Origin of the sequence: Nitrosomonas sp. Is37, from assembly GCF_033063275.1 — a bacterium.
In the GTDB taxonomy this organism is placed as follows: Bacteria; Pseudomonadota; Gammaproteobacteria; order Burkholderiales; family Nitrosomonadaceae; genus Nitrosomonas.
The window spans coordinates 23,449-48,396 of record NZ_JAWJYP010000001.1 but is presented as its reverse complement, the minus strand read 5'-3'; the positions used below and the strand labels follow the sequence as shown (position 1 = coordinate 48,396).

The 24,948-nt window shown below is 46.1% G+C and carries 15 protein-coding genes and 2 pseudogenes; 11 read left to right on the top strand and 6 right to left on the bottom strand.

Going from position 1 to position 24,948, the window contains the following annotated elements; translation table 11 throughout:
• Window positions 1-340: 340 nt before the first annotated feature.
• On the bottom strand, window positions 341-577 hold the full coding sequence (locus R2Q26_RS00185) for a hypothetical protein (protein WP_317534402.1): 237 nt from the start codon (window positions 575-577) through the stop codon (window positions 341-343).
• Window positions 571-1,489: pseudogene (locus R2Q26_RS00180) on the bottom strand (phosphoketolase); the annotation flags it as partial. The gene R2Q26_RS00185 and the pseudogene R2Q26_RS00180, both read right to left, overlap by 7 nt.
• Before the next feature lie 571 nt (window positions 1,490-2,060).
• Here R2Q26_RS00180 and R2Q26_RS00175 point away from each other — a divergent pair.
• Both R2Q26_RS00175 and R2Q26_RS00170 read left to right on the top strand, forming a co-directional pair.
• The gene (locus R2Q26_RS00175; protein ID WP_317534401.1) at window positions 2,061-2,948 is read left to right on the top strand and encodes a recombination-associated protein RdgC; all 888 of its coding nucleotides are present in this window, start codon (window positions 2,061-2,063) and stop codon (window positions 2,946-2,948) included.
• A gap of 199 nt (window positions 2,949-3,147) precedes the next feature.
• Window positions 3,148-3,702 (top strand): hypothetical protein, encoded by a 555-nt coding sequence (locus R2Q26_RS00170; RefSeq protein WP_317534400.1) that lies wholly within the window; start codon window positions 3,148-3,150, stop codon window positions 3,700-3,702.
• A gap of 200 nt (window positions 3,703-3,902) precedes the next feature.
• On the opposite strand, the gene R2Q26_RS00165 is transcribed toward R2Q26_RS00170, so the two are convergent.
• Window positions 3,903-4,370, bottom strand: a complete 468-nt coding sequence (locus tag R2Q26_RS00165; protein ID WP_317534399.1) for a FecR domain-containing protein — start codon at window positions 4,368-4,370, stop codon at window positions 3,903-3,905.
• A 694-nt stretch (window positions 4,371-5,064) separates the two neighbouring features.
• Here R2Q26_RS00165 and R2Q26_RS00160 point away from each other — a divergent pair.
• Complete coding sequence (locus R2Q26_RS00160) at window positions 5,065-5,463, top strand: hypothetical protein (RefSeq protein ID WP_317534398.1); 399 nt, start codon at window positions 5,065-5,067, stop codon at window positions 5,461-5,463.
• A 433-nt stretch (window positions 5,464-5,896) separates the two neighbouring features.
• Window positions 5,897-6,286: a hypothetical protein gene (locus R2Q26_RS00155; RefSeq protein ID WP_317534397.1), complete on the top strand. Its 390-nt coding sequence runs from the start codon at window positions 5,897-5,899 to the stop codon at window positions 6,284-6,286.
• Between the two features lie 427 nt (window positions 6,287-6,713).
• Here the strand turns inward: R2Q26_RS00155 and R2Q26_RS00150 are convergent, their stop codons facing one another.
• On the bottom strand, window positions 6,714-8,648 hold the full coding sequence (locus R2Q26_RS00150) for a hypothetical protein (RefSeq protein WP_317534396.1): 1,935 nt from the start codon (window positions 8,646-8,648) through the stop codon (window positions 6,714-6,716).
• A 698-nt stretch (window positions 8,649-9,346) separates the two neighbouring features.
• On the opposite strand from R2Q26_RS00150, the gene R2Q26_RS15380 reads away from it, so the two are divergent.
• Window positions 9,347-9,484 (top strand): carboxymuconolactone decarboxylase family protein, encoded by a 138-nt coding sequence (locus tag R2Q26_RS15380; RefSeq protein WP_411182297.1) that lies wholly within the window; start codon window positions 9,347-9,349, stop codon window positions 9,482-9,484.
• 156 nt (window positions 9,485-9,640) lie between these two features.
• Window positions 9,641-10,204: a DedA family protein gene (locus tag R2Q26_RS00145; RefSeq protein ID WP_317534395.1), complete on the top strand. Its 564-nt coding sequence runs from the start codon at window positions 9,641-9,643 to the stop codon at window positions 10,202-10,204.
• Window positions 10,205-10,530: 326 nt separating this feature from the next.
• Here the strand turns inward: R2Q26_RS00145 and R2Q26_RS00140 are convergent, their stop codons facing one another.
• Window positions 10,531-10,911, bottom strand: coding sequence for an alginate export family protein (locus R2Q26_RS00140; RefSeq protein ID WP_317534394.1), 381 nt, complete (start codon window positions 10,909-10,911; stop codon window positions 10,531-10,533).
• Between the two features lie 50 nt (window positions 10,912-10,961).
• Window positions 10,962-11,783 (bottom strand): annotated as a pseudogene (locus R2Q26_RS00135) (IS256 family transposase); the annotation flags it as partial.
• An 802-nt stretch (window positions 11,784-12,585) separates the two neighbouring features.
• Between R2Q26_RS00135 and treS the strand changes: the two are divergent.
• From treS to R2Q26_RS00110, 5 genes are all read left to right on the top strand, one after another.
• Window positions 12,586-15,903: a maltose alpha-D-glucosyltransferase gene (gene treS / locus R2Q26_RS00130; RefSeq protein ID WP_317534393.1), complete on the top strand. Its 3,318-nt coding sequence runs from the start codon at window positions 12,586-12,588 to the stop codon at window positions 15,901-15,903.
• The gene (locus R2Q26_RS00125) at window positions 15,896-17,125 is read left to right on the top strand and encodes a glucose-1-phosphate adenylyltransferase (RefSeq protein WP_317534392.1); all 1,230 of its coding nucleotides are present in this window, start codon (window positions 15,896-15,898) and stop codon (window positions 17,123-17,125) included. The genes treS and R2Q26_RS00125 overlap by 8 nt, the downstream gene beginning before the upstream one ends.
• A 9-nt stretch (window positions 17,126-17,134) precedes the next feature.
• The gene (treZ, locus tag R2Q26_RS00120) at window positions 17,135-18,982 is read left to right on the top strand and encodes a malto-oligosyltrehalose trehalohydrolase (protein WP_317534391.1); all 1,848 of its coding nucleotides are present in this window, start codon (window positions 17,135-17,137) and stop codon (window positions 18,980-18,982) included.
• Window positions 18,969-24,104, top strand: a complete 5,136-nt coding sequence (locus R2Q26_RS00115; protein ID WP_317534390.1) for a malto-oligosyltrehalose synthase — start codon at window positions 18,969-18,971, stop codon at window positions 24,102-24,104. The genes treZ and R2Q26_RS00115 overlap by 14 nt, the downstream gene beginning before the upstream one ends.
• A 219-nt stretch (window positions 24,105-24,323) precedes the next feature.
• A complete protein-coding gene (locus R2Q26_RS00110) occupies window positions 24,324-24,908 on the top strand; it encodes a TetR/AcrR family transcriptional regulator (RefSeq protein WP_317534389.1) in 585 nt (194 codons plus the stop codon).
• The last annotated feature ends 40 nt before the right edge of the window (window positions 24,909-24,948 follow it).

Sequence of the window (24,948 nt, the reverse complement as noted above, 5' to 3'; positions counted from 1 at the left end):
TATATTCTAAATTGTGTTTGAGACAATAAAAAGAATTTATTGTTCAAGATTAATCATCTTAAGTTTTAACTACCCAAATTTTGATGCGCCCAGCAAGCCAGAATCAAGTCGAAAAGGGGAGAAGTAGGGAATAGATCATTTGCGTAGAAAATAATCCAAATTTTCACTAAGGAAGGCTAAGGAAGGCTAAAGAAGTCCTGAATGAGTAACCAATCGGTGAATCCTTGATTCTTCAGATTGCAAATTTAGACAGTGCTTCCACTAAGAAATCGTCCAGGACGAAAGATTTTCCTCGTCATCATCGGGTTTTCTGTTTTTTTTTGTGTTGGGCATACTATACTTAAAGATGTGTCCATTTCCAGTTGCGAATCTCTGGCAAGTCCTGACCATGGTGATGGATATATTCGTGGTATTCGATCAGCTTATCACGCATGATCTGCTTTAAATAAGCGGTGGTATAGCTCAGTTTGGGTACCCAATCGATGACATCATTTATCAGATGGAAACGGTCCAGATCATTGCGTACTACCCTATCGAATGGCGTGGTAATAGTGCCGTCTTCCGTGTGGCCGCACACGGCGCCTGCTGGGAGCGCCAACTGTCTTCCATTTTCTGACCATCGACCTCTTTTGGGCCGGTCCAGCTTTTGGGCGTGCGCAAGTATGATCATCGGCCAGCGTGGGCGTTGGATATTGCCATGCTGGCGTGCCTGCTGCTGGATAGTCCGGATTTCACTCACTACCCGATCGAGGATGTAGGCCATTTGCTGATGCAAATCAGCGCCATCTTCTCCTTCCACCACATACGAGCGGTATTCATAACCCTGAAATAGCTGCATCAGTTCTTCCCGACTGATGCGCGCCAGAATGGTGGGATTGGCGTTTTTGTAGTTATTGAGATGCAAAATTGGCAGCATCGCCCCATCATGCGCGGGATTGAGAAATTTATTGGCATGCCAGGTAGTAGCAAGAGACCCTGTTTCAGCTTCATCATCGCCCACAACGCAGGCAGCAATCAAATCTGGGTTATCAAACACAGCACCAAAAGCGTGGGAAAGCACATAACCCAGCTCACTTCCCTCATGAATCGATTCGGGAATTTCCGGAGTGGCATGATTGCCGATTCCGCTAGGAAAGGAAAACTGGCGGAATAATTGTTGTATGCCTTGAGTGTTTTGTGAAAAATCCGGATAAAACTCTGAATAAGTGCCTTCCAGGTAGGTATTAGCCACCAAGGTGGGGCTGCTATGATCCGGGCCAGTGAGGAGAATGATATTCAAATTGAGGCGCTGAATAGCACGATTGAGGTGAGCATAGATAAAATTGATGGCCGGTATTGTGCCCCAATGGCCGAGCAAGCATGATTTGATATGGTGCAATTCCAGCGATTCACTCAGCAAGGGGTTGTCCAGCAAATAGATCTGGCCTACCGACAAATAGTTAGCGGCACGCCAGTAAGCATTGATTTTGCGCAATTCCTCGGCTGACAGGGATGAGACTGATTGGCTGTAGGTTCATTTGTCGTCATTGCTAAAGCCCCCAATTTCATTAACAAACACGGAATGGTTGCCACTTATCGCTTATGTTTTTTTCTGACAATAACAGATGAAGAAGTGTTCCACTTAAACCGATTAGGTGTTTTGCTAATTGTTGCTGTTACTGGAAGCTATCAGTGCTTGTGTTTGCCCAGTATTTTTTATAAGTGATTTAATAGGCTGTTAAGGAAATGGATGGCCTAGGAGGGGAGCGCCGGGCAACGAGGCAATGTGCTACATGATTGAGGTTTATTCAAACTTTTCTGAATGTTATAACTTGGCATACCATTAGTTAAACTAAAATCAGCAATCGCCTGTACAATTCTCCACACTTTTTTAGCGCATCCCAGAAAAAGAACGATGCTTAATAGCCTTTTTATAGGGCATCCCTAGAAATTCACTTTTAAGGGGTGAAGCGCAAGGTGTCGCACAGCGAGCGACGAAACAGTTCAAGAAAAATAGGTGAGGAACGAGCGAGCACTTAAAACCGTGATTCGCCTAAAAATGGATTTAAAGAGGTGCCTTTATGTGGTTCAAGAATTTACAAATTTATCGTATCACCGACTGGAAGCTTACGCCTGAAGAGCTGGAAGAGCTATTAGCAAGACGGACTTTACAAGCCTGTTTGAGTATGGAAATGCAAAGCCTGGGCTGGATTCCGCCTGGTATGGAAGAAACTCGGTTAGTTTATGCGCGCGGCCAGCAAATGCTTATTGCGCTGGGATCTGAAAAAAAATTGCTACCATCCTCCGTCGTCAACCAGCGTGCCAAAGAGCGTGCCTTAGAAATGGAAGCGCAGCAAGGCTATCCAGTTGGTCGCAGACAGATGAAAGAAATTAAGGAAGCAGCATTATACGAGCTGCTGCCGCGCGCGTTTGTCGTGCGGCAAAAAAGCCATGCCTGGATCGATCCCGTAAATGGCTGGTTTATTATCGATAGCTCGAATATCGCCAAGGCCGATACCTTTGCTGAAACTCTCTTGAAAACGATCCCCACGCTTCTACTCAAGCGCATCAAGACTACGCTGACCCCTGCTTCAGCCATGACCCGCTGGCTGTCAGGCGATGAGTTGTCTCATGCGTTTGCCATCGATAGCGACAGCGTTTTCCGTAGCAGAGAAGATAAAAAAGTCTCGGTAAGCTATCAGCGGCATCCACTCGATTCTGATGAAATTACTAAGCATGTCCGAGCGGGCAAAGAAGTTACCAAACAGGCAATGGTATGGGAAAACAACCTTTCTTTTGTGCTGGACGAGAACTTGCAAATTAAGCGGCTCACCCTGCTGGATATCGAGAAAGAACCCGCAGAATCGGCTGAGGAACAGTTTGACAGCAATTTCTTTCTTATGACCGAACAATTGAAGCAGTTGCTGCCTGATTTAATCGATGCATTGGGTGGGGAGGTGGTTGAGTAATACGCAAGTTTAAAATTTTCGGTTTAAATCCAATGATAAAGCCAGCGTGTCATGATCTCCGAAACTGGTTATCGTACTGTTTTGGGATGATATACAGTTAGCAACTTCGGTTAGGTTAATATTACAGCTTTGTTGTTTCTTATTTTTAAGGATTGTAGATATACAGTAACTTTATGATTACTCACCAGGGTTCAAAGAAATGTCACAACAATCAGCATCAGAGCTATATAAAATAGCGACAGAAACCACAGCTAAATATATCTATTTTTTGTTAGCTACTTCTGGAGCAGCAATTGCCTGCAGCGTTCAAGTAGCAGAGATGTCCAAGTTTTCATGGCCTTTAACTTTTTTGGTATTAGCTCTCCTATCGTGGGGTTTGAGTTTTTATGCCGGCTGCAAGAGTCTTCAATTTGATATTTCTGTACATAACTTATCCTTCGATGTGCAGCAACACGCCGAAACAATGAGAGTGGTACAAGAAGTACTGCCAGAGCAAGAATATTCAAGTCTTAGAGAAGACTATGAAAAATATATCCAACAAGTAAATCAAACGCTCAATATGCATGATTCAAAAGTAAGCTCATATTTGGGCAGGCAGTTTCGATGGTTTATTACTGGAATTGTCGCATTTGTGGTTTGGCGTGCAACAGAATTTATTATCAAGAGACTGTCGGAAAACATGCATGTATGGGATCAGACCTTACATTTTGACAATTCTGTCTTTTCTTTTACTTCTGTTGCACTGCTTGGTTGACGGTATGCACCTTATGCCAAAATGTTTATCCACTTAAACCAACGTACAGTGTCTGCTTAAATATACTTGAACCAAAGAAATTGAGGTCGTAGTAAATTTAATCCTTAAGTTAATCTAGCTCTAGTTTTCAATAAAATAGTCTAATTAGAGATTTGCAATTTACAAATTAAGCAGCAAGCTTAAATTTCTTATCCACGTAGTTACTGTAGCGAGCGCCAGGGCGCAATGTTTCGGTCATCCATCAGTCGGTGTTTGCTGATGCCGATATCATCAAAGTCAGCTTGCTCAAAAGCATTGATTTGATATACGCCGGATGCTACATGGATCTTGATGTGCCCATCTGCAACGGCGACATGGTTATTACCATTTTTTTGCATCTGGATACTACAGCGCGTGTCAGAGCCCTTGATGAGAGCATTGCCGACTTTTGCCTCAAGCTGATTCGGAGCATTTTTATCGATGTCAAAATAAACATTTCCCTTAAACAGCTCAACTTGCAGAGGGTGCTCTACTTTCACGGCTATAGAACTGCTCGTATCCAACGCCATATCAATACCGGGCGCTATTACAGTGACTAGTTGTTCTTCCGGTTTTGTTTCATAAAACCGGATACTGGGCGGCTTACCAAAATACCAGGTCATCAGACCGAGCATTACGCAAACACTCATAATTGCACAATGCACCAAAAAACGCCGCCAACTGAAAACAAATTTAAAGGGTTCGGGCTTAGGTTCCTGCATTTTGTTTAGCAAAATATAAAATGTAAGGAGAGATTATATACTGACAAAAAATTTTTTAAAGCTCTGAATTTAAAGATAATTCTTGATAAATGAGTAGGGGTATTGGTTTCCGGATTCTCAATATTGCCTTGGAATCGGATCATTAATGCAGTTTTTAGTGCAAATTAAAATTAGTAAAATTTCCGATTTTATTTTTTCCACAACATCCTCTATTCAATTTTTTGGCTTTTGATCAAGCCAAAGGAATCGAAGCGATCGCTTCACATGGTCAAGTTTTTAATAATCTCCAACTGTCTATGGGTGACTATCTTGTTTATTAGTTGTTAAACCTTTATCTGGCAGGATAGAAGCGTTATTTTTTTGATACCCCAAATGCATAGAAATGATAATTGTATGCATTTGCATTATTGTCAGCCTATTTATTATTCCATAACATCGTTACCCAATAATGAGTAATGAGTAGAAATGATAATTATATGCATTATTGTCAGCCTATTTGTTATTCCATAGCATTGTTACTGTAAGAAAGCGGAAGTAGCTTGATTCATTGTTATTGCTCTGCTTCAGGTATCAAACTGTTTTATTAAACAGGATTGATTAACCTAAATATTAGGAGGTTTTCATGCAACGAATTCATTTTCTTGTTCCTGACATTAATGTTGCCAGGAGTTTTGTTGACGAATTGCTTCTGGCGCAAATCGAAGAGCAGCACATTCATATCATTGTCAAGCGTGATACACCGCTTGAAGAGGAAGAGCTGCCTAAAGCGAACTTATTGCAAAAGAGTGGTTTTATTCAACAAATTCATTTTCTTGTTCCTGACATTAATGCTGCCAGGCGTTTTTTTGCTGACGAATTGCTTCTGGCGCAAATCAAAGAGAAGAGCATTTATATCGTTGTCAAGCGTAGTACACCGCTCAAAGAGCTACCTAAAACGAATTTATTGCAAAAGAGTGGTTTCATTCCAGCGGGGCAGCAAAGGCTAGCGCGTAGTGGATCGGGTGGTCGAAGTAGAAGCTGAAAGTACAGGATTAAAACTACCTGCGTTTCCTAAAAATAATCAATATTAGCATTATCCAGTCTTGAGAATCCCACGAAATTTAATAATCAAAGTGGCCAAATTATTTCTGCATTGTTAGGGGTAATTTAGCCTAATCCATGAGGTAATTTCTTCTAAACAATAGTTCAGTAAAAACGGGCTGTGATTTACTTCATGGATTCTTTGATCGTAGCGATCCCTTATTGACCCATCAAAGGAGGCTAAGATGAGTTCAGACGATGGCAATTCTTAACATGGAGGTAAAGATTGTTCAATTAGCATTGGCTTCAAACATAAGGAGCAAAAAAGAACGTGTTTCTAAGATGGATATTCTTAATAGCACAATGAAAAACTCAATAGAAATTTTAAATAAAAGAAAGAAGAGAAATTTAAGTTGTTTAATGGAGATATTACGATGAAAACAAAGATTTCGTTGATTACTTTACTGACGCTTAGTTTTTTATCTGCTTGCGCGCAAATGAATCCCGCTTCATCTCTGCAGAATAATGAAATTGGCAATGCTGATCTAAACTCAATTGCCAGCAATTACGATGCGTTAGCAAAACATTATGAAAATGCCGCAAAAGAGTTACAAGTAAAATTGCAGGAACAGCAAAAACTACTTCAGGAATATAAAAATCATAATTATTTCTATGGAAGAAAAGGTCAAGATCTCAATTCACATACTTCAGCGAATATTCGTTATTTCGAGAAAGCGATAAAAGAGAATCTGGACGAAGCTGCTATTCACCGAAAAATGGCAAGAGATCAGGAAAAGCGCCACTATATCCAAGTAAGATTATGATAGAAGGCATGGCATATTCATTGGATTTTCGCCGTAAAGTTCTGTCTGTTCGAAAGAAAGAATCATCCAATGATGAAGCATATTCATGAGGTTGTAGCGGGCAGCGTAAGGATCAACTGGGATATATAAAACGGGAATATATAATGGCATTCTCACGCTTTGGTAGCGTAAAATTGGACACTTTGTTGACCGGTCCTGCCTGTCCTAACTTTCAGCTAGAGGGTGTTCCCTTTTCACTATTAGAGGGATTAATCTGACAACAATAAATACTCATTCCATTTCTAGATCAAATCTGATTTTGTCGGCTTCTCCTTGCCGTACTATTTATACTGTCTTCGGCTCGCCTTCGCGTCTCATGTTTGATTCGGAAATGGAATAACAGTGATGATTTACTGCTGCCGTTTTACTGCTTAAAGTGAGATGGCTTTCATGGTGTCGGTCTGCGTGCTTCGCGGAACCAGATACGGTATTGTTTCATTTTCTCGCGCTGAGTTGCGGGTGCGTGGCGGCGACAGGTGGAGTGCTCTTCTGAGTCCGGTTGTGCGCCCCAACGTATTTCAGGGCAGTCGTTGGGATTATAAGCCATTTCATAGGCCTGCTTCCGTGCTAACACCTCAGCCACGGAGAGCTCCCATGGACTACCGTCCGTGCGTGTATAGTGGATGCTGTGTTCATGGATGCGCCTTGCATGGTGCTGCTCGATTTCGGTCTTGGCTTCTTCGGGGCTCTGGCCCTTCAGTACGAATAACTCAGGATGGCGCACAATTTTCTCGGGCAAGCCGTTTAGGACATTGATGGCAATGATCAGGCGCATATCGCGGGAGGGAGTGGAGTAATCCTCCCACGGACCGATAGTCTGAAAAATTGCCGTGCCGTTAGGCATGGGGATGACGCTGCCGGCGTGTTTGCGAAAATACGCTTCTCCGTTGTCCACCGAAGTCACGCGAGTCTCGATTTGCTCTATCAAGGCGTTCAGCGTTGCTTCATAAGCTTGCTTGGGATCAAGACCTGCAGGGTTGATGAGCTTGGTTACCCTGGCGTAGAAATTGTCGGCAGAGAGTTGATCTTGCTCCAAGGAAAAAGAAGCGAAATCGGGATGGTAGACCAGCTCGTCATTGGAGAGTAACCGCCATCTCCCTGAGGACGTTGCGACCAAAGGCCGGAAAGCCTTGAAGCCTGGTCCGGCACTTTCACTATTCGTGAACAGCATGGTGCCCTCCCAGATCCGCTTGCGGGCAACCGAATTGTCCGGCTGAGCATCGACGGCCAGTAAGATGCCGGGGCGGCCCTTCGTCTGCGGCACCCATTCAACCAACACTAGCACATGACCGTAGGGATCAGCATAAACTGATCCTGGCCAGAGCGTCTCCCGATTGACAGGGATGGGATACAGATCCGTCGACTCATCCTCCAATCCTGTTCGTAATGATCCTGAATGGACAGTATTCACCAACTGTCTGCTGATTTTCTTGAAACTGGCCTGCGAGCTAATGTCGTGGGTAAATTCGGTCATGATGGTGGGCGCGCCACAATGTGGTGGCGCCTTGGCTGAACCACGCCCGCAGGCGCGGAAGGAGATTGGCAGACCAACCTTCCAGGCAAAATAAGCTCGTAAGGTGTAAGGTAGATCGGCGCAATCGGGGGTGAGTGGCAGGTTTTGGTCTTCGTTGTGGCCAAGATAATTGTGCAGGAAGTTGCGCTCGCTGTTGCGCAACACCGGCTCCAAGGAAGGGAAGCTGAGATTTTCTTCTGGCGGCGCGCCAAACAACGCTTCGATCCATGCGGAATAAAAGGCTTCGGTGGCAAGATTCCACGCTTTAGTTCTTTCCTTTCTTTCTTCTCTTTTCTGTACTCCTGACTCACCAATGGTGAGTAAATGGCAGGTGATCAACTTGCCATCCCGGTTCGCCTCTATTCGATAATGTCCCTCGTCGACCCCTGCCAATTCAGCGATAAGACTCCAAGGCGGGCCACCTCGGCGGCGTGATGGCAGGGGCATGCGCTGACCTTGGCTATCGATCATGGCAAGTTCCGACACGGGGCCATCCGTGGACACCGCCATGATCTTGATCTGCCCATCGGCTTTGGGGTTGAGCGGCGAGATCCAGATATTCGTTTCCTCGGTTTGTTGGCATGAATCATCCTTGGCCTGCACCATCGAAATGCTGCTCCATGTCAGCAAACATGCGAGGAAAAAGCTGGCAGGCTTGGTTGAGAATTTCCAAAAGTAGCCTCGATGCCACTTTACTGCATTGGGCCTATTTGCGAATCGGTATAAATAAATATTATTTAACCTCAGGGTTATGAATAAGTAGTCTTGCAATTTTCCCAAAATTGATTTTGACAAGAGTAGTGCTTTCATGTCGATCAGGCCCGCAAGTAAATTGAATTGTTGGTGTTTTTCAGAACCAATGGGTATAGAAAAGGACGATACAGAAAACTTAACACAGTGCCTCGGTTTCTGGAATTCTAGGAATACAATACCTGATTATGACAAAAGACATCAATGGCAAGATTGGTTATAAAAGTGATAAAAATGTTCGAGTATTGATACACAAGGCTTCAATTTATTGAATGTCTAATTCCATTTCTAAATCAATCCTCTCTTTGTCGGCTTCACCTTGTCGTATTATTTATGTCCGGTGGCGATCAATTCACTGCCACGTTCGATCATTTGTCCGGTAAAATCTACCGGACTAGGAAAGCCAAGTCCCATTGAAAAGAAAAACAGCGTCCGTCACTCCGAATGGGAGCTTCAAAAACTTAAGCGATAACGCCACATTTTTTAATTCAGAAGCACAACTCAATCCAGCCAGACCCCAGACTATGGCGATATGTATCTTCCCTATACGATTATTGTTGTTGCGACATCGACTTCCGAGGCGCTCAATCTTACAGGAGTCTGCATAATGTTAAAAATGTCCATGAACTGGCCATTAATTTCTGGCAGACATCTCATTATGAGATGGAAAGGTGATCAAGAACATCAAAGTGCTGAAGTCGAACTATAAACTCGTTCGTGTCATTCACCTGATCAGGCTATAGTTTTGTATTGCCGAGTTGAAGGCGCATATCCAGGGAGGACTAAATGTCGGATATACTTGGCAAGAGACAGTGGAGGTAATTATTCAAATGGCTGTGTATGCAGGATTTTTAGCTGCAATGAATGCAATTCTAGTGCTAAAGAAGTTTTCGTAGAACTTGATAAAAGTAAGCAATCAGAATAAAAAAGCGAAAATACTTGTTAACTGGTTATATTAATTCTGCACATATTCATGAATCTAACAATGTGACTCATACTCTTGGTTGCAACGAACGCGGTTCGACTTGAAGAATTGACTGGTTCAATTAAAAGTGTCTTTAGAAGAATTAATAACAACATACGGTTATAGTGCGATAGCTATAGGTGCTTTTCTTGAAGGCGAAACTATCCTCATTCTGGGAGGCATCGCGGCGCACCAAGGCTATCTTGATCTACCAGGGGTACTGGCTAGCGCGTTTCTGGGTACATTACTTGGCGATCAGCTTTACTTTTATATTGGTCGTGTAAAGGGTGAAAGTATCCTCAAAAAAAGACCCAATTTGAAACGTAAGTCAGAAAAAGTGTTTGCAGTTTTAAATAAGCATCAGATGATGTTAGTACTAGGATTCAGAGCTATGTATGGCTTTCGAACGATTGCTCCGTTTTTGTTGGGGGCGTGCAGGATTCACCCAGTTCGCTTTTTGATCCTGAATATTGTTGGAGCGTTCATTTGGTCAATAACGGTTGGAATCCTGGGGTATATGTTTGCTCACGCACTCGAACTTATTGTTGGTGATATTAAGCGTTATGAGGTATGGCTGTTTGTTATCTTATCGATTTTGGGTGTAATTGCGTGGTGCATTTACTTCTTATCAATGAACAAAGAGGACATCTGATCTGCTTCAAAGTTCTTGTTGGAAAACCTTTGCAATCCTTGGTTACAGGCATTGCCCTAAGCAAAATCAGTGTCAACTAAATCGTTTGATCTGGGTTTTGCTTAGGTGGGCAGTGATGGCTTGATATCTTAAGAAGTTAGAACTTAATGGTCGCCATCGTATAGCCATAATTGGTATCTTTTCTACTTGACCGTTCGGAACTGTATCAAAGTAATCACCTTTGAATATATGGCTAAACCCAATATCAAAGCTTACACGTTTTAGAAAGTTCACTGAGGATCCCATCCTACGCTGACATCCAGCATATGTTCCAAGAAATTACCTGATCAGCCAGTTCGGTCTTGCAGACCGCTGCCTACATAGGAACCACGTTTATCAGCCAACCAATAGGCACGATGAGACATCATGAGCCTGACATTAGGCATTGGTAAAAGATTCGCACGAAAGCCTACAGGTGAAAAAAGGTTAGAAGGGAAAAATGGTCCAAACATACCGGTGGGGCCGAATTCTACTCGGCGTTTTGCATACAGAATGTCAAAATTCTTTCTTGGATCAGGATCGCCTGATGCATAATCAAACAGGTAGAGAACCCTAAGAGGCATTGCTGTTTCAAAGCTATAGCCTATTTCTCCATGGTGGCGATGTGCAAAAACATCAATATCCTGAGTATCTCCAAACTGATGTATCGATTCAATTTCATAGTTCAATGAACCTCTGGTGGGTTTAGGAGCTATAGTCAAATGTGGTGTATGGAGAGTCAAGCAGCTACCTGTTTTTGATCTCCTGCTTGTTTAATGCCGTTAACAAATTTAACGCCGGAAATGACATCTGCTAACAGCTTATAGCCTCTTAGTCGAAACCAATTTTTCTGTGCAATTTCCATTAGCTTGAACGCCATGGTTAGTGTTGTTGTCCAGCTTCCACAATTCTTGGTTTTATCTGTTCTCAATCTGACAGTAGCAAAGACGGATTCAACCGGATTAGTTGTTCTAATATGCTGCCAGTTTTCGGCAGGATAATCATAGAATGCCAGCATGGAAGCTTTGTCTTTAGCCAGACACTCCATTGCTTTTGGATATTTCGAGCTGAATCGTTCAATACAATGGTCAAATGCTTGACAAGCCTCTTCTCGTATACTCGCTTACCAAATATTATGCAAGGCTTCTTTGATTTTCGGTTGCATTGCTTTTGGCAGTTTTTCCAATATATTTGCTGTTTTATGTACCCCACAGCGCTGCTGGTCTGTTTCTGGCCAGAGCTTGATTACAGCTTTCCAGAATCCCAGCGCACCATCACCCACAGCCAATTTGGACGCATCCTTAAGGCCCTGCTGCTTCAAATCCATTAACACTTCCTCCCAGCTTGCCGCCGATTTCCGATAACCATCGGATAATGCCAATAACTCTTTACGTCCCGTTTCATCTGAGCAGACCATCACCAGTAGACATAAGCGATCGTCCATGCGCACATTGCTGTAGATGCCGTCCACCCAGACATAAACATAACGCTTGTTACTCAGATCGGGTCGACTCCAATCATGATTATCCTGCTTCCAACCTTGCTTTAAACGACTGATCGTAGCTGCCGATAATCACAGAGCCTCAGGCCCCAGCAGATGCTTCAGCGTTTCTGAGAAATCCCCCGTTGAAATTCCTCTCAAGTTAAGCCAGGGTAAAAATTCTTCAATATTCCTCGTGCGCTTCAAGTAGAGTGGTACCGGGCTGCTGGTAAACTTGATACCCGATTCAGGGCGATCCCGAACCTTCGGCACTTTGACTTCAATGTCTCCAAGTCCTGCTTGTATCGCACGTTCAGGTAGATAACCCTTTCTGACTACTGCCGCTTTACCCTCATCAGTTCTTAAAGTGTTATGCTGCTCAATAAAGGCAATAAGATTTAACTTGGTTTAATTAGATGAAAGGCAGGATATATGCCTTATATTTCATTTCACCGGGCGTGATATCCACCGACAAAAATTTCTGTGCGTTTAAAAAGAATAAGCTTGCATTAACCATTATTTCTGGGATTTTATTTTCCTTACATCTGTCTGATTTTTTATTGGGTTATTAGTTGGATGAGTTAACAAAGGAGAAACATCTCTGGAAAATAAGCAATCGCGGCTTTCAGCACTTTCAATTTAGATTCCTCAGTTGATCAACTGAAGAATCTAGGTTCAATGCCTGACGCAGGCAAAACCTGACAAAAAGTTTCCAAATAGAAACACGCAGTATGCGTGTGCAATAAACTTCAATAATTGTTCAAGCTGGCGCTAGAGGCAGCAGGTTGAGCAAAAAATAGGCGCTTCGGTAAACCATCTGCAAAAATAATCATTATTAGAGTATTACCACTCTAATGCGTCAATTGACTAATAGGAAGGATCTATGCGGATCGAAGAGGATAGTCTCTGGTACAAAGATGCCATTATTTATCAATTACATGTACGCGCTTACTGTGACAGTAACGGCGATGGTATTGGTGATTTTGCTGGATTGACTTCCAAGCTGGATTACTTGAAAGAACTGGGGATTAATACGCTTTGGTTGCTGCCGTTTTATCCCTCGCCGTTGCGCGATGACGGCTACGATATCGCCGATTACCGCGGTATTCATCCCAATTACGGCACACTGGCCGATTTTCGTACCTTCCTGCACGAAGCACACAAACGCGACCTTAAGATCATTACTGAGCTGGTCATTAACCATACCTCTGATCACCATCCATGGTTTCAGGCAGCGCGCGTGGCTCCTCCTGGTTCCGTCAAGCGTAATTATTATGTTTGGAGTAATACTGTCAAGAAATACGAAGGGACACGCATCATTTTCACTGATACAGAAAAATCCAATTGGACATGGGATGAAGTCGCAAAAGCTTATTACTGGCATCGTTTTTTTTCGCACCAGCCGGATCTTAATTTTGATAACCCCCATGTCGTCAAGGCGGTACTGCGCGCCATGCGCTTTTGGTTAGATATGGGAGTAGATGGCATGCGACTGGATGCTATTCCCTATCTGTGCGAGCGCGACGGCACCAATAATGAAAATCTTCTCGAAACTCATGCCATCATCAAACATTTGCGTGCCGAACTGGATCAGCATTACGCCAACCGTATCTTTCTTGCCGAGGCTAATCAGTGGCCGGAAGATGTGCGCGAATATTTTGGCGATGGAGATGAATGTCACATGGCTTTTCACTTTCCCTTGATGCCGCGTATTTTCATGGCAGTAGCCCAGGAAGATCGCCATCCCATCATTGAAATCCTGGCGCAAACACCCGAAATTCCAGAGAATTGCCAATGGGCAGTATTTCTGCGTAATCACGATGAATTGACCTTGGAGATGGTCACTGACCGTGAACGTGATTATATGTATCTCACTTATGCTTCCGATCCGCGCGCGCGGCTCAATTTAGGCATTCGGCGGCGCTTGGCTCCGTTGATGGAAGGCAGTCGCTCTAAGATCGAGCTGATGTACAGCCTGTTGATGTCTCTGCCGGGTTCTCCCATTATCTATTATGGTGATGAAATCGGCGTGGGCGATAATATTTATCTTGGCGATCGTAATGGTGTGCGCACCCCGATGCAATGGAGTCCCGATCGCAATGCAGGGTTTTCCCGCGCCGATCCGCAACGACTTTATCTGCCGCCCATCATGGATCCGCTTTATGGTTATGAAGCTGTCAACGTGGAAGCGCAAAGCCGCAACGCCAGTTCGTTACTCAACTGGATGAAACGTTTAATTGTCACACGTAAATCAGTCAAATCCTTTGGTCGTGGCACCATCAAATTTTTACATCCGGGTAATCACAAGATACTTGCCTACCTGCGCGAATATCAAGACGAAAGTATTTTATGTGTGGCTAATCTTGCCAACAGCGCTCAGCCGGTTGAGTTGAATCTCGCAGCGTACAAAGGTCGTGTGCCAGTGGAATTAATGGGGCGTACTGCTTTTCCTGCCATTGGTGAGCTGCCTTATTTATTGAGTTTACCTAGTTACAGTTTTTACTGGTTCTATCTGTCCGTCGATGTAGAGGCACCTGTCTGGCACGTGGACAAGTTGCCTCGTGAATTATTGCCAGTACTAGTCTTGCCCGAGGGGTTGCTAAGTGCGTTGATGGCTAAGCCTGCAGGTGAAGTAAGTGATGTGCTTGCCCGCAAGACGCGCAGTCAATTAGAAACCGAAGTGCTGCCGACGTTTCTTGCTGGTCAGCGCTGGTTTATAGGAACAGAGCAACCCATTACAAAGCTTGAATTAGATTTAAATCAAACCTGGAAAACTACTGATGGTAGAGGATGGTTGCCATTTTTAATCAAGCTGTACTTCGATGCAGATGCATCGCAGACTTACTTCCTTTCGCTGGGCCTGCTGCTCGGGGAAGCCGCGGATCAGCAATATCACGCTTTGTCACCTTGGGTACTCGCCAAGGCCAGACAACATGCGCGTGAAGGCATACTGTACGACGCTCTGGGTGAAGATGCTTTTTGTCGCTTCTTGCTGAATGCTATCGTGACGGATATGCGCCTACCTTTTGCCTCGGGTGAGATGGTTTGTTCTAGAACATCAGCTTTTCTAGAACTGGCAGAAAACATTGATGTGATTCATCTGGCAGCGGAGCAGAGCAATACTTCTATCATTTATGGCGATCAAGCCATACTCAAGGTTTATCGGCGTGTACAAGAAGGTATCAATCCAGAGCTGGAAATGGGGCGATTTTTGACCGAAATTTCGCCATGCCCAAGCGTAGCACCGCTGGCTGGCAGCCTGGAATATCACAGCGGGGATTCCGTTACCGCTATTGCAGTACTGCATCGCTATGTACCGAACCAGGGTACCTTTGGGAACTATACGCAAGACTATTTAGCTCGCTACTTTAAACTGTGTGTAGATGAACCCGATCGCGCTCAAGAGCCTGATGTGCATGCAGTCTGCGTGGTACAGATGGATACACTTGGTCGGCGCACGGCTGAATTACATCAGGCACTGGCGAAGACTACAGGCAATGCTGCATTTGATCCAGAGCACCAGACTGCTAGCGAAATTGCGGCGCTGGTAGCACAGTTACAGATGAATTTTGCCTCTGCTCTCGACAAACTGGAACAAGTATTATTGCACCTTCCTGAGCAGTCACACAGGATTTGTGAGCGCTTGCTCAGCTTGCGATCGCAAATGCTTGATCGCATTGTATATTCATTGTCGGATGAATCTACTTTGTTCAAAATCCGCATACATGGGAATTATCACCTTGACCAGGTATTAATCAGCCATAACGATTTTGTTATTATCGACTTCGAAGGAGATCCTAACCAGTCTTTAGAAGTAAGGCGCGCCAAGCAATCACCACTCAAAGATGTTGCCGGGATATGCTATTCAGTTAAAGCTACAGCGCACCAAGCGCTCAATCGGCATCTTGTGGAACGCGCTGATCATCGAGACTTGCTGGAAAGCTATGCAAGTCAGTGGGAACGGATTGCCATTGATGCTTTCATGTCTGGTTACCAGTCAGCCATTGCCGGTTGTTGCGCTTATCCGGCCGAGTTGGCTCAAGCACACAAATTGCTCGAATTGTTTCTGTTGGAAAAAATTCTGGATGAACTTGGTATAACTCTGGTTGAGCAGCCTAGCCGGTCGGAATCTGTGATGTTGCTCCTACTCGACTTGATCGAGCAAACAGCACTATTTCCTGGAGGGAATAAGCATGCCTAATCCGAGAATACTTGCAATGGTGATGGCAGGCGGCGAGGGCAAACGCCTTTATCCGCTTACCTGCGAACGTTCTAAACCTTCGGTTCCCTTTGGAGGGCGCTATCGTATTGTTGATTTTGTTTTGTCCAACTTGGTGAATTCTCATATTTTTGCGATCTACTTGCTAGTGCAGTACAAATCACAGTCGCTAATCGAGCATATCCGCCGTTCCTGGGGACTGGCACCTATTTTCCCAGAGCAGTTCGTTACTGTGGTACCGCCGCAAATGCGCGAAGGACCTGAGTGGTTTCAGGGTACAGCAGATGCGGTGTACCAGAATCTCAATCTGATTCGACAGCATGCTCCGGACCTGGTAGCAGTATTCGGAGCTGATCATATCTATCGCATGGATGTGCAGCAGATGGCACAGTTTCATCTGGAAAATAATGCCGATGTAACCGTGGCAGCGCTGCCGGTGCTTATCACTCGAGCCAGTTCTTTTGGTGTAATTGAGAGCGGTGATGATGGGCGTATCTACCAGTTCCATGAAAAGCCGCAATATCCACCTTCTATGCCGAGGAATCCGACTCGCGCTTATGCTTCCATGGGTAATTATCTGTTCAGTACTGAGGCCTTGCGCACCGCATTGGAGGAAGGCAAACGTCGTGGCGAGAAGGATTTCGGTCATCACTTGTTGCCGCGCTTGTGTCAGAGTCATCGGGTATTTGCTTATAATTTTGCCGACAATCGCGTACCCGGTGTGCGTGATTATGAGGAGCAGGCTTATTGGAGAGATATTGGGACGATTGATGCCTATTTTCTTGCCCATCAGGATTTGCTGGGACTCGAGCCGAGATTCAATTTATTTAATCCGCAGTGGCGGTTTGCTTCCGGTGAATATCAGGGTCCCTCGGCAAAATTTATGCATGCTGAAATCGAGAACAGCATCATCGATGATGGTAGTTTCATAAAGGGCGCCAAGATCCGCAACTCTGTTATTCGTCGCGAGGTATTAATAGAAGAGGGTGTTGAGATCGATGAATGCATCGTGATGGATTACGCCATCATACGTCGGGGAACACGACTTAAGCGTACCATTATAGATCGCTATAACCTGATCGGAGCCGATAGCCGAATCGGTTATGATCGACAAGAAGACGCCAAGCATTTCACTGTTACTGATTCAGGAATTGTGATCGTGCCAAAAGGAAAATACGATCACTATCTCGGTCATTATCTGTAAGGAGGGAGCGTGAAGCGACAACATTGTATGCCTTTCGGCGCTGAACTTACTCGAGAGGGTAAGGTGCGCTTTCGCCTATGGGCGCCAGCAGCCCGCCAAATTATGCTGCTTATTGATGACGGAGTCCAGGTGCCCATGCAAGCGCAAGAAGAAGGATGGTATGAGTGGGTGAGCGAGCAGGCGCATGTGGGTAGTCGTTATCTTTATCAAATCGATGATGGACTCTGTGTACCCGACCCCGCTTCGCGCTATAACCCTGATGATGTTCATGGAGCAAGCCAGGTGATTGATCCCGCTGCATTCGATTGGCAAGATGATTCCTGGTATGGTCGACCCTGGGAAGAAGCGGTGATTTACGAAATCCATGTCGGTAGTTTCACACCACAGGGTACTTTCGCTGCTCTCGAGCAAAAACTTGACTATCTTGCTGACCTTGGCGTGACTGCCATTGAACTGATGCCAGTGGCTGATTTTCCTGGCCAATGCAGCTGGGGTTACGACGGCACCTTACTGTTTGCACCGGACAGGGTCTACGGTACACCTGAAGATCTTAAACGTCTGATCCAGAGCGCTCATAGCCACGGTTTGATGGTGCTGCTTGATGTCGTATACAACCACTTCGGGCCGGAGGGTAATTACCTGCATGGATATGCGCCCCAATTTTTCACTGAGCGACATCATACCCCCTGGGGGGCTGCCATTAACTATGATAGTGAAGGTTGCCGGGTTGTGCGTGATTTCTACATCCACAATGCACTTTATTGGTTGGAAGAATATCACTTCGATGGTTTGCGGTTGGATGCGGTACACGCGATCCTTGATGACAGTCAGCCTGATATTCTAGAAGAGTTGGCGCAGACGATACGCGCAACATTCGGTACGAAGCGTTACATTCACCTCATTTTAGAAAATGATCACAATGCCGCCCATTTCCTTACACGTAGACCGAATGGACAAGCGATTCATTACGATGCTCAGTGGAATGACGATGTGCATCATGCCTACCATGTGCTGTTGACCCATGAGTGCGATGGCTATTATGTAGATTACGCGGACGCACCTATTCGCCATTTGGGCCGTTGCCTGACAGAGGGTTTTGCCTATCAAGGTGAGATTTCTGCGTATCGCCATGGTAAATCACGTGGCGAGCCGAGCTCACACCTGCTTCCCTCGGCCTTTGTCGCCTTTCTACAAAATCATGATCAGATTGGCAATCGTGCATTGGGTGAACGCCTTGTCACATTAGCTACACCCGAAGCATTACGTGCTGCTACGATCCTGTTCCTGTTGTCGCCATCGATACCCTTATTGTTCATGGGTGAGGAATGGGGCGCATGCGAGCCTTTTCTCTTTTTTTGTGGATTTAGCGGCGAGCTGGCTCAAGCCGTGACAACTGGACGTCGCAGGGAGTTTGCCCGCTTTGAACGTTTCCGCGATCCAGTTGCGTGTGAAGCGATCCCTGATCCCTGTGCAATATCTACCTTTGAGCTGACAAAACTGAATTGGCAGGTACAGAGCCATCCACCGCACCGTGAATGGTTCATGTTATATCAAGAGCTGCTGGCTTTGCGGCAACGAGTCATTGTTCCACGCTTGCATCTCATGCGTGGAAGTGGATTTGGGGTATTGGCATCGCACGCGCTGCATGCCAGTTGGCAACTTGGCGATGAGGCGTGGATGGCAGTTTACGCCAATTTAGGAGCAACGCCTGCTAGTCTGGCTGCCCTGCCGCAAGGTAAATTATTTTATGGCAGCGAGGCAGGTCTTGATTGCCGGCTGTCATCTGGCATCCTTCCTGCATTCAGCGTAGCCTGGTATCTAAAAAAAGACTATGGGGAAGACTATGGACGAGCTTGAGAACAAATTTGAATTACTGGCACGTCTAAGCGAGCTGGCAGGAATCTTACCAGCATATACCGATAACTGGGAGCAACGGCATATCACTTCTCCAGCAACTCAGCGCATGCTCCTGACTGCCATGGGATACGATGTGTCCAAACCGGAAAAAATTGCTGCAGCTATTGAGGAGTGTGAGCTTCGCCCTTGGCGGCGCGCACTTGAGCCGGTGTCGGTATTGCGAGAGCAAATACCTTGGGTGCGTTTGGTCGTGCAAGAGGCTTATGCAGGCGAGGAGTGGGGGTGGCGCCTGGATCGGGAGGATGGTCGTAATCTGCATGGTCAGTTTCGTCCGGAAGCGCTACCGAAAATTGAAACCAGAAAAATCGATGGAATAGCCCATACTGCTTATCGGTTGGCGCTACCTGAGCACCTTCCTCCAGGTTATCACCGCCTGAAGCTATTATGCGCAGGGAAGCCATTGGGAGAGCAGCTATTGATTGTGGTCCATGCTACTTGTTATCAGCCTGAGGCAGTTGCTAATTCTGGCCGTATCTGGGGACCAGCAGTGCAACTGTATGCGGTACGATCCGAGCGTAACTGGGGAATGGGTGATTTTACAGATCTACGGTTACTACTGGAGCAATGGGCAGCGCAAGGTGCGGATGTCATCGGTGTTAATCCATTGCATGCCTTGTTTCCGCATAATCCAGAGCACGCTAGTCCATACAGCCCTTCAAGTCGTTTATTTCTCAATATTCTTTATCTTGATGTAGAGGCTATTGCTGATTTTCACGAATGCGATGCAGCACGCGCCATACTTCGTACCCCTGAGTTTCAGATACGGCTGGAAGGATTGCGGGCAACCGAGTTGATCGATTACGCAGGTGTCGCCGCGCTCAAGCTGCCTATGCTGGAAATATTGTACCGACATTTCTGTGAGCAGCACTTAGCAAAAGGTAGTGAGCGTGCTACTGCATTCCGAGCCTTCCAAGCTCGTGAGGGTGACAGACTATACCGCCATACCCTGTTCGAGGCATTGCAAGAGCATTTCCATAACCAGGATCCCAGTGTATGGGGTTGGCCCGTATGGCCGGAGCCCTATCGCCATCCCGAAGCGGCCGAGGTGCGTGAATTTGAAAGCCAATATCGGGAGCGTATCGAGTTTTTTGCCTATCTCCAATGGCAAGCTGATTTGCAACTTGCAGCCGCGGGATGGCGCTCACTGGAATTAGGACTCGGTGTAGGCCTCTATCTTGATCTGGCAATCTCAGTAGACGGTGGCGGTGCGGAAGCCTGGGCCAATCAGGCACTTTATGCCATTGGTGTAGGAGTAGGTGCGCCACCGGAGCTCCACAATCAACTCGGTCAGGACTGGGGTTTACCGCCCTTCGTGCCAGATCGCCTGCGCGAGGCTGCCTATGCGCCTTTCATTGACACATTGCGGCATAATATGCGCCATGCAGGCGCTTTGCGCCTTGATCATGTCATGGGATTAATGCGTCAATACTGGGTACCTGCTAATATATCGCCCACCGAGGGTGCTTATGTGCGTTATCCTTTTGCAGATCTGCTCGGGATCCTGGCGCTGGAAAGTCAACGTAACCAATGCTTGGTGGTCGGTGAAGATCTGGGAACCGTCCCGGAAGAAGTGCGGGCCGCTTTATCTCCATTGGGGGTTTTCTCATACCGGTTGCTGCTACTGGAAAAAGAAGCCGAGGGTGGTTTCGTTGCACCATTGGATTATCCTGCGCAAGCACTTGCGGCAGTTTCCACGCATGATTTACCCACCCTGCCGGGCTTTTGGCAAGGACGCGATATTATCCAACGCACGGAATTACAACTATTCAGTTCCGATGAGGCCCGGCGAAACCAGGTGGTTGCGCGCGCGCAGGAACGCGCTTATCTCTTACTGATGCTGGAAGAAGCTGGATTATTACCGGAAAACGTGACGGTTAATCCAGTGTCACTGCCGGTTGCGACACCGGAATTTATCCAGGCAGTCTATACTTATCTTGCCCGCAGTCCAGCCAAGATAATGATGGTGCAGCTCGAAGATGTTCTGGAAGTGCTGAATCAAATCAATATTCCTTCCACTACCACGCAGCATCCCAATTGGCGACGTAAGCTCCCTATCCATCTCGAAGCCTGGCCGGCTGACCGCAGGGTGCTCGCACTGGCTGCGGCCATGCGGCAAGAACGTCCTTATGTCCGTCCTGCCCTTATCCCGAAACGGCAATTACGCATTCCCCTTGCCACCTATCGCCTTCAGCTTAACCGTAACTTTACCTTTGTGCAAGCAACGCAACTGGTGCCTTATCTGGCAATGCTTGGTATCAGTCATGTCTATTGCTCGCCCTATCTCAAAGCACGTCCCGGTAGTAACCATGGTTACGACATCGTTGATCATAACGCACTGAATCCGGAAATTGGCACAAAAGAAGAATTCGAAGCTTTTTGTACCGTCTTGCATGCGCATGGCATGGGACAAATCCTGGATTTGGTACCCAATCACATGGGTGTGATGGGTGCGGACAATCAATGGTGGCTGGATGTGCTGGAGAATGGCCCCACCTCGGTCTATAGACCCTTTTTCGATATCGATTGGCAGCCTCTCAAAGAAGAATTGCGTGGCAAGGTGCTGTTACCCATCTTGGGACGGTCATATGGCGATACGCTGGAAAATGGTGAATTAAAACTCAGCTTTGACGAGAAATGCGGCAGCTTCAGCGTGTGGTATTACCATCACCGCTTGCCCATCACTCCACGCGAATATCCCCGGTTGTTGCGCCATCGCCTGTTCCTGCTGGAAGCACGACTGCGTCCTGACAGCCCGGATTTACAGGAACTCACCAGTCTGATTACTGCGTTTGAGCATCTGCCTTCACAGGAGATTACGACGCCCGACAAAATCCTGGAGCGGCACCGCGACCAGGAGTTGCTCAAACGTCGCCTAGCGGCATTGGCCGGGGTCTCGATACCCGTTAAACAGATAGTGCTGGATACAGTCAACGACTACAACGGCAGTTTAGGTGATTTCGGATCATTTACTCTGTTGCATGAACTGCTCGAAGCCCAGCCATGGCGTATTGCCAACTGGCGTGTGGCTTCCGATGAAATTAACTATCGCCGTTTTTTTGACATTAATGATCTCGCTGCCTTGCGTATGGAAGACAGTTATGTCTTCGATGCAACGCATCAGCTAGCGCTGGAATTGGTTGCCGAGGGCAAGGTGGATGGCTTGCGCATTGACCATCCGGATGGATTATATGATCCACTGCAGTATTTTCAGCGACTGCAAGACCGTGTAGCCATGCGATCCTTACTGATGGAGGGAGAAAAAGCCGTTTACATCGTGGCAGAAAAAATTCTTGCCAATCATGAACCATTGCGTGAGGATTGGGCCATCCATGGCACTACCGGTTATGACTTCTGCAATCTGGTCAATGGTCTGTTCGTTGATCTTCGAGCTAGAACGATGCTGGAGCGCACCTACCGCTTGTTTACTCACTCATGGCCTGACTTCGAAGAACTCGTTTATCGCAGCAAGCTTAAGATCATGAAACATGCCATGGCCAGTGAACTGAACGTGATAGCAGGACAGTTAAGTCGTATTTGCGAACTGCGCCCACATACACGCGACTTTACCACCAACAACCTGCGCAATGCGCTTGCCGAAGTGATTGCCCGCCTGCCGGTCTATCGGACGTATGTGCGCGATGGCCAGGTTTCTGCGCTGGACCGTCGCTATGTAGAATGGGCCGTAGCGCAAGCGAAGAAACTCACGCAGGTGCTGGATATCAGTATCTTCGATTTTATCAGCTCTGCGCTTCTGTTGGACGCCGTGACCGACAAAGACCCATCTTATGTCACTGCCATTACTGCATTTGCTATGAAGTTTCAGCAGCTTTCCAGTCCAGTTATGGCCAAAGGTTATGAAGATACCGCGTTCTATCTGTATCATCGCCTGATTTCCCTCAATGAGGTAGGCGGTGATCCGCGTATTTTTGGCTTCTCGGTGAAAGCCTTTCATACCGAGAATGCTAAGCGATTGGAACGCTGGCCTCATTCCATGCTTAATACTTCTACGCATGATAACAAGCGCAGCGAAGACGTGCGTGCGCGCATCAATGTATTGTCTGAAATAGCTAGTCATTGGCATGAACAAGTTCTACGTTGGCGACAACTCAATAGAAGCAAAAAGTTGCTGGTCGATCGCGACGAAATCCCGAGCGCCAATGACGAATACCTGCTTTACCAGACACTGATTGGTATTTGGCCATTTGGCGAGATGACTGCAGCTGAGCACAAAACCTTGCTGGCACGCATTGAAGCCTATATGCTTAAGGCAGTGCGTGAAGCAAAACACCACACTAGCTGGATCAATCCCAACATGCCCTATGAAGACGGCCTATTGGTCTTTATCAGAAAGATACTCAATCCCTCTAAAAAAAACACCTTTCTGGCCGATTTTCTTCCTTTCCAGCGGCGTGTGGCCTACTGGGGGATGTTTAATTCGTTGTCGCAGACCCTGCTCAAATTGACTTCACCTGGGGTACCAGACATTTACCAGGGTAATGAGTTATGGGATTTTAGCCTGGTGGATCCAGACAATCGCCGTCCTGTGAACTATACCCAGCGCCAACATCTGCTAAAGGAACTGGAAACCCATGTGGCTGTTCCTCAGGATGCGCTGGCAAAGCAAGTGCGGCAACTGCTTGATCACATGATGGATGGGCGTGCCAAGCTATATTTAACCTGGCGATTACTGCATAACCGCAAGCAATGGTCACACGTTTTCCAAAATGGCGCATATCTACCGCTCACAACAACAGGGCCGCGTAGGGAGCATCTGTGCGCCTTTGCTCGTCATGCGAATGACATTATCCTAATAATTGTTGCTCCACGCTGGTTTTCCCGGCTCATGCCCACAGCATCTGAAGAGGCGCCTTTGAGTGATACTATGTGGAGTGCAACAACAATTGAAGTTCCCATTCTTACCGCAGGGGCGCAGGGTGTGAATGTATTGACAGGTGAAATCGTGACAGTTGCTCAGACGAACGACATACCTGAGCTATTTGCTTCTGCGCTATTCACTTCATTTCCAGTGGCGCTATTACAGTTTCGGTCTACAGAAGATTAAATTTTGAGGCATGGCTATCGTAGAGACCTGCCAATTTTACACCGCTCGTCTCGTAAGGCTTTCCGCTAATTTTGCGATTTCCTTGGCTCACTTTGCTGGCTTCTTTGTTTCTATCAATTTTTTTGAATTTTCTGACAAGCCCATTAAGCGCAAGTAAGCGCTCATTCTCTCTTGACATATTAATACGACCGGTCATATTATAAATATATGACTAAAGTGATGAAAAAAGAACTCAAGCGAGAAAACTTGTTGAATCAGGGAGTGACCATGCTCATGGAGCATGGCTATCATGGCACGGGGTTACAGGAAATCCTCGATGCGGCAAATATTCCAAAAGGATCTTTTTATAATTACTTTGGCAGTAAAGAAAATTTTGGCGCGGAAGTCATTCAGCACTATATTGACCCCTTTATCGCGCAATTAGCAGCATATTTGCAACAATCCGAGGCTGACGCGCTGAGTGCGATACGGCGATATTTTGATGAACTCATCGTAGAGCTTGAAAAAAATGAGTTTAAAGGCGGTTGTCTGCTGGGTAATCTGATGGGGGAAATAGGCGATACCAGTGAAATTTGCCGGAAATCTCTTCAGTCTGCCGTTGGACGTTATCGGGATTTATTGCAATCCGGGCTGGCTAAAGCGCAGCAGCAGGGCACGGTAAGATCAGACAAATTAGCTGAGGAGATGGCAGATTTGCTTATAAATACCTGGCAGGGAGCTTTATTGAGGATGAAAATAGAAAAATCATCTACCCCGGTTAAGCAATGCTGCAAGGATCTGTTGGATGATTTTTTCAAGCCTTAATTTTTTTGTATCAATATAAGACGACCAGTCATATATTTAA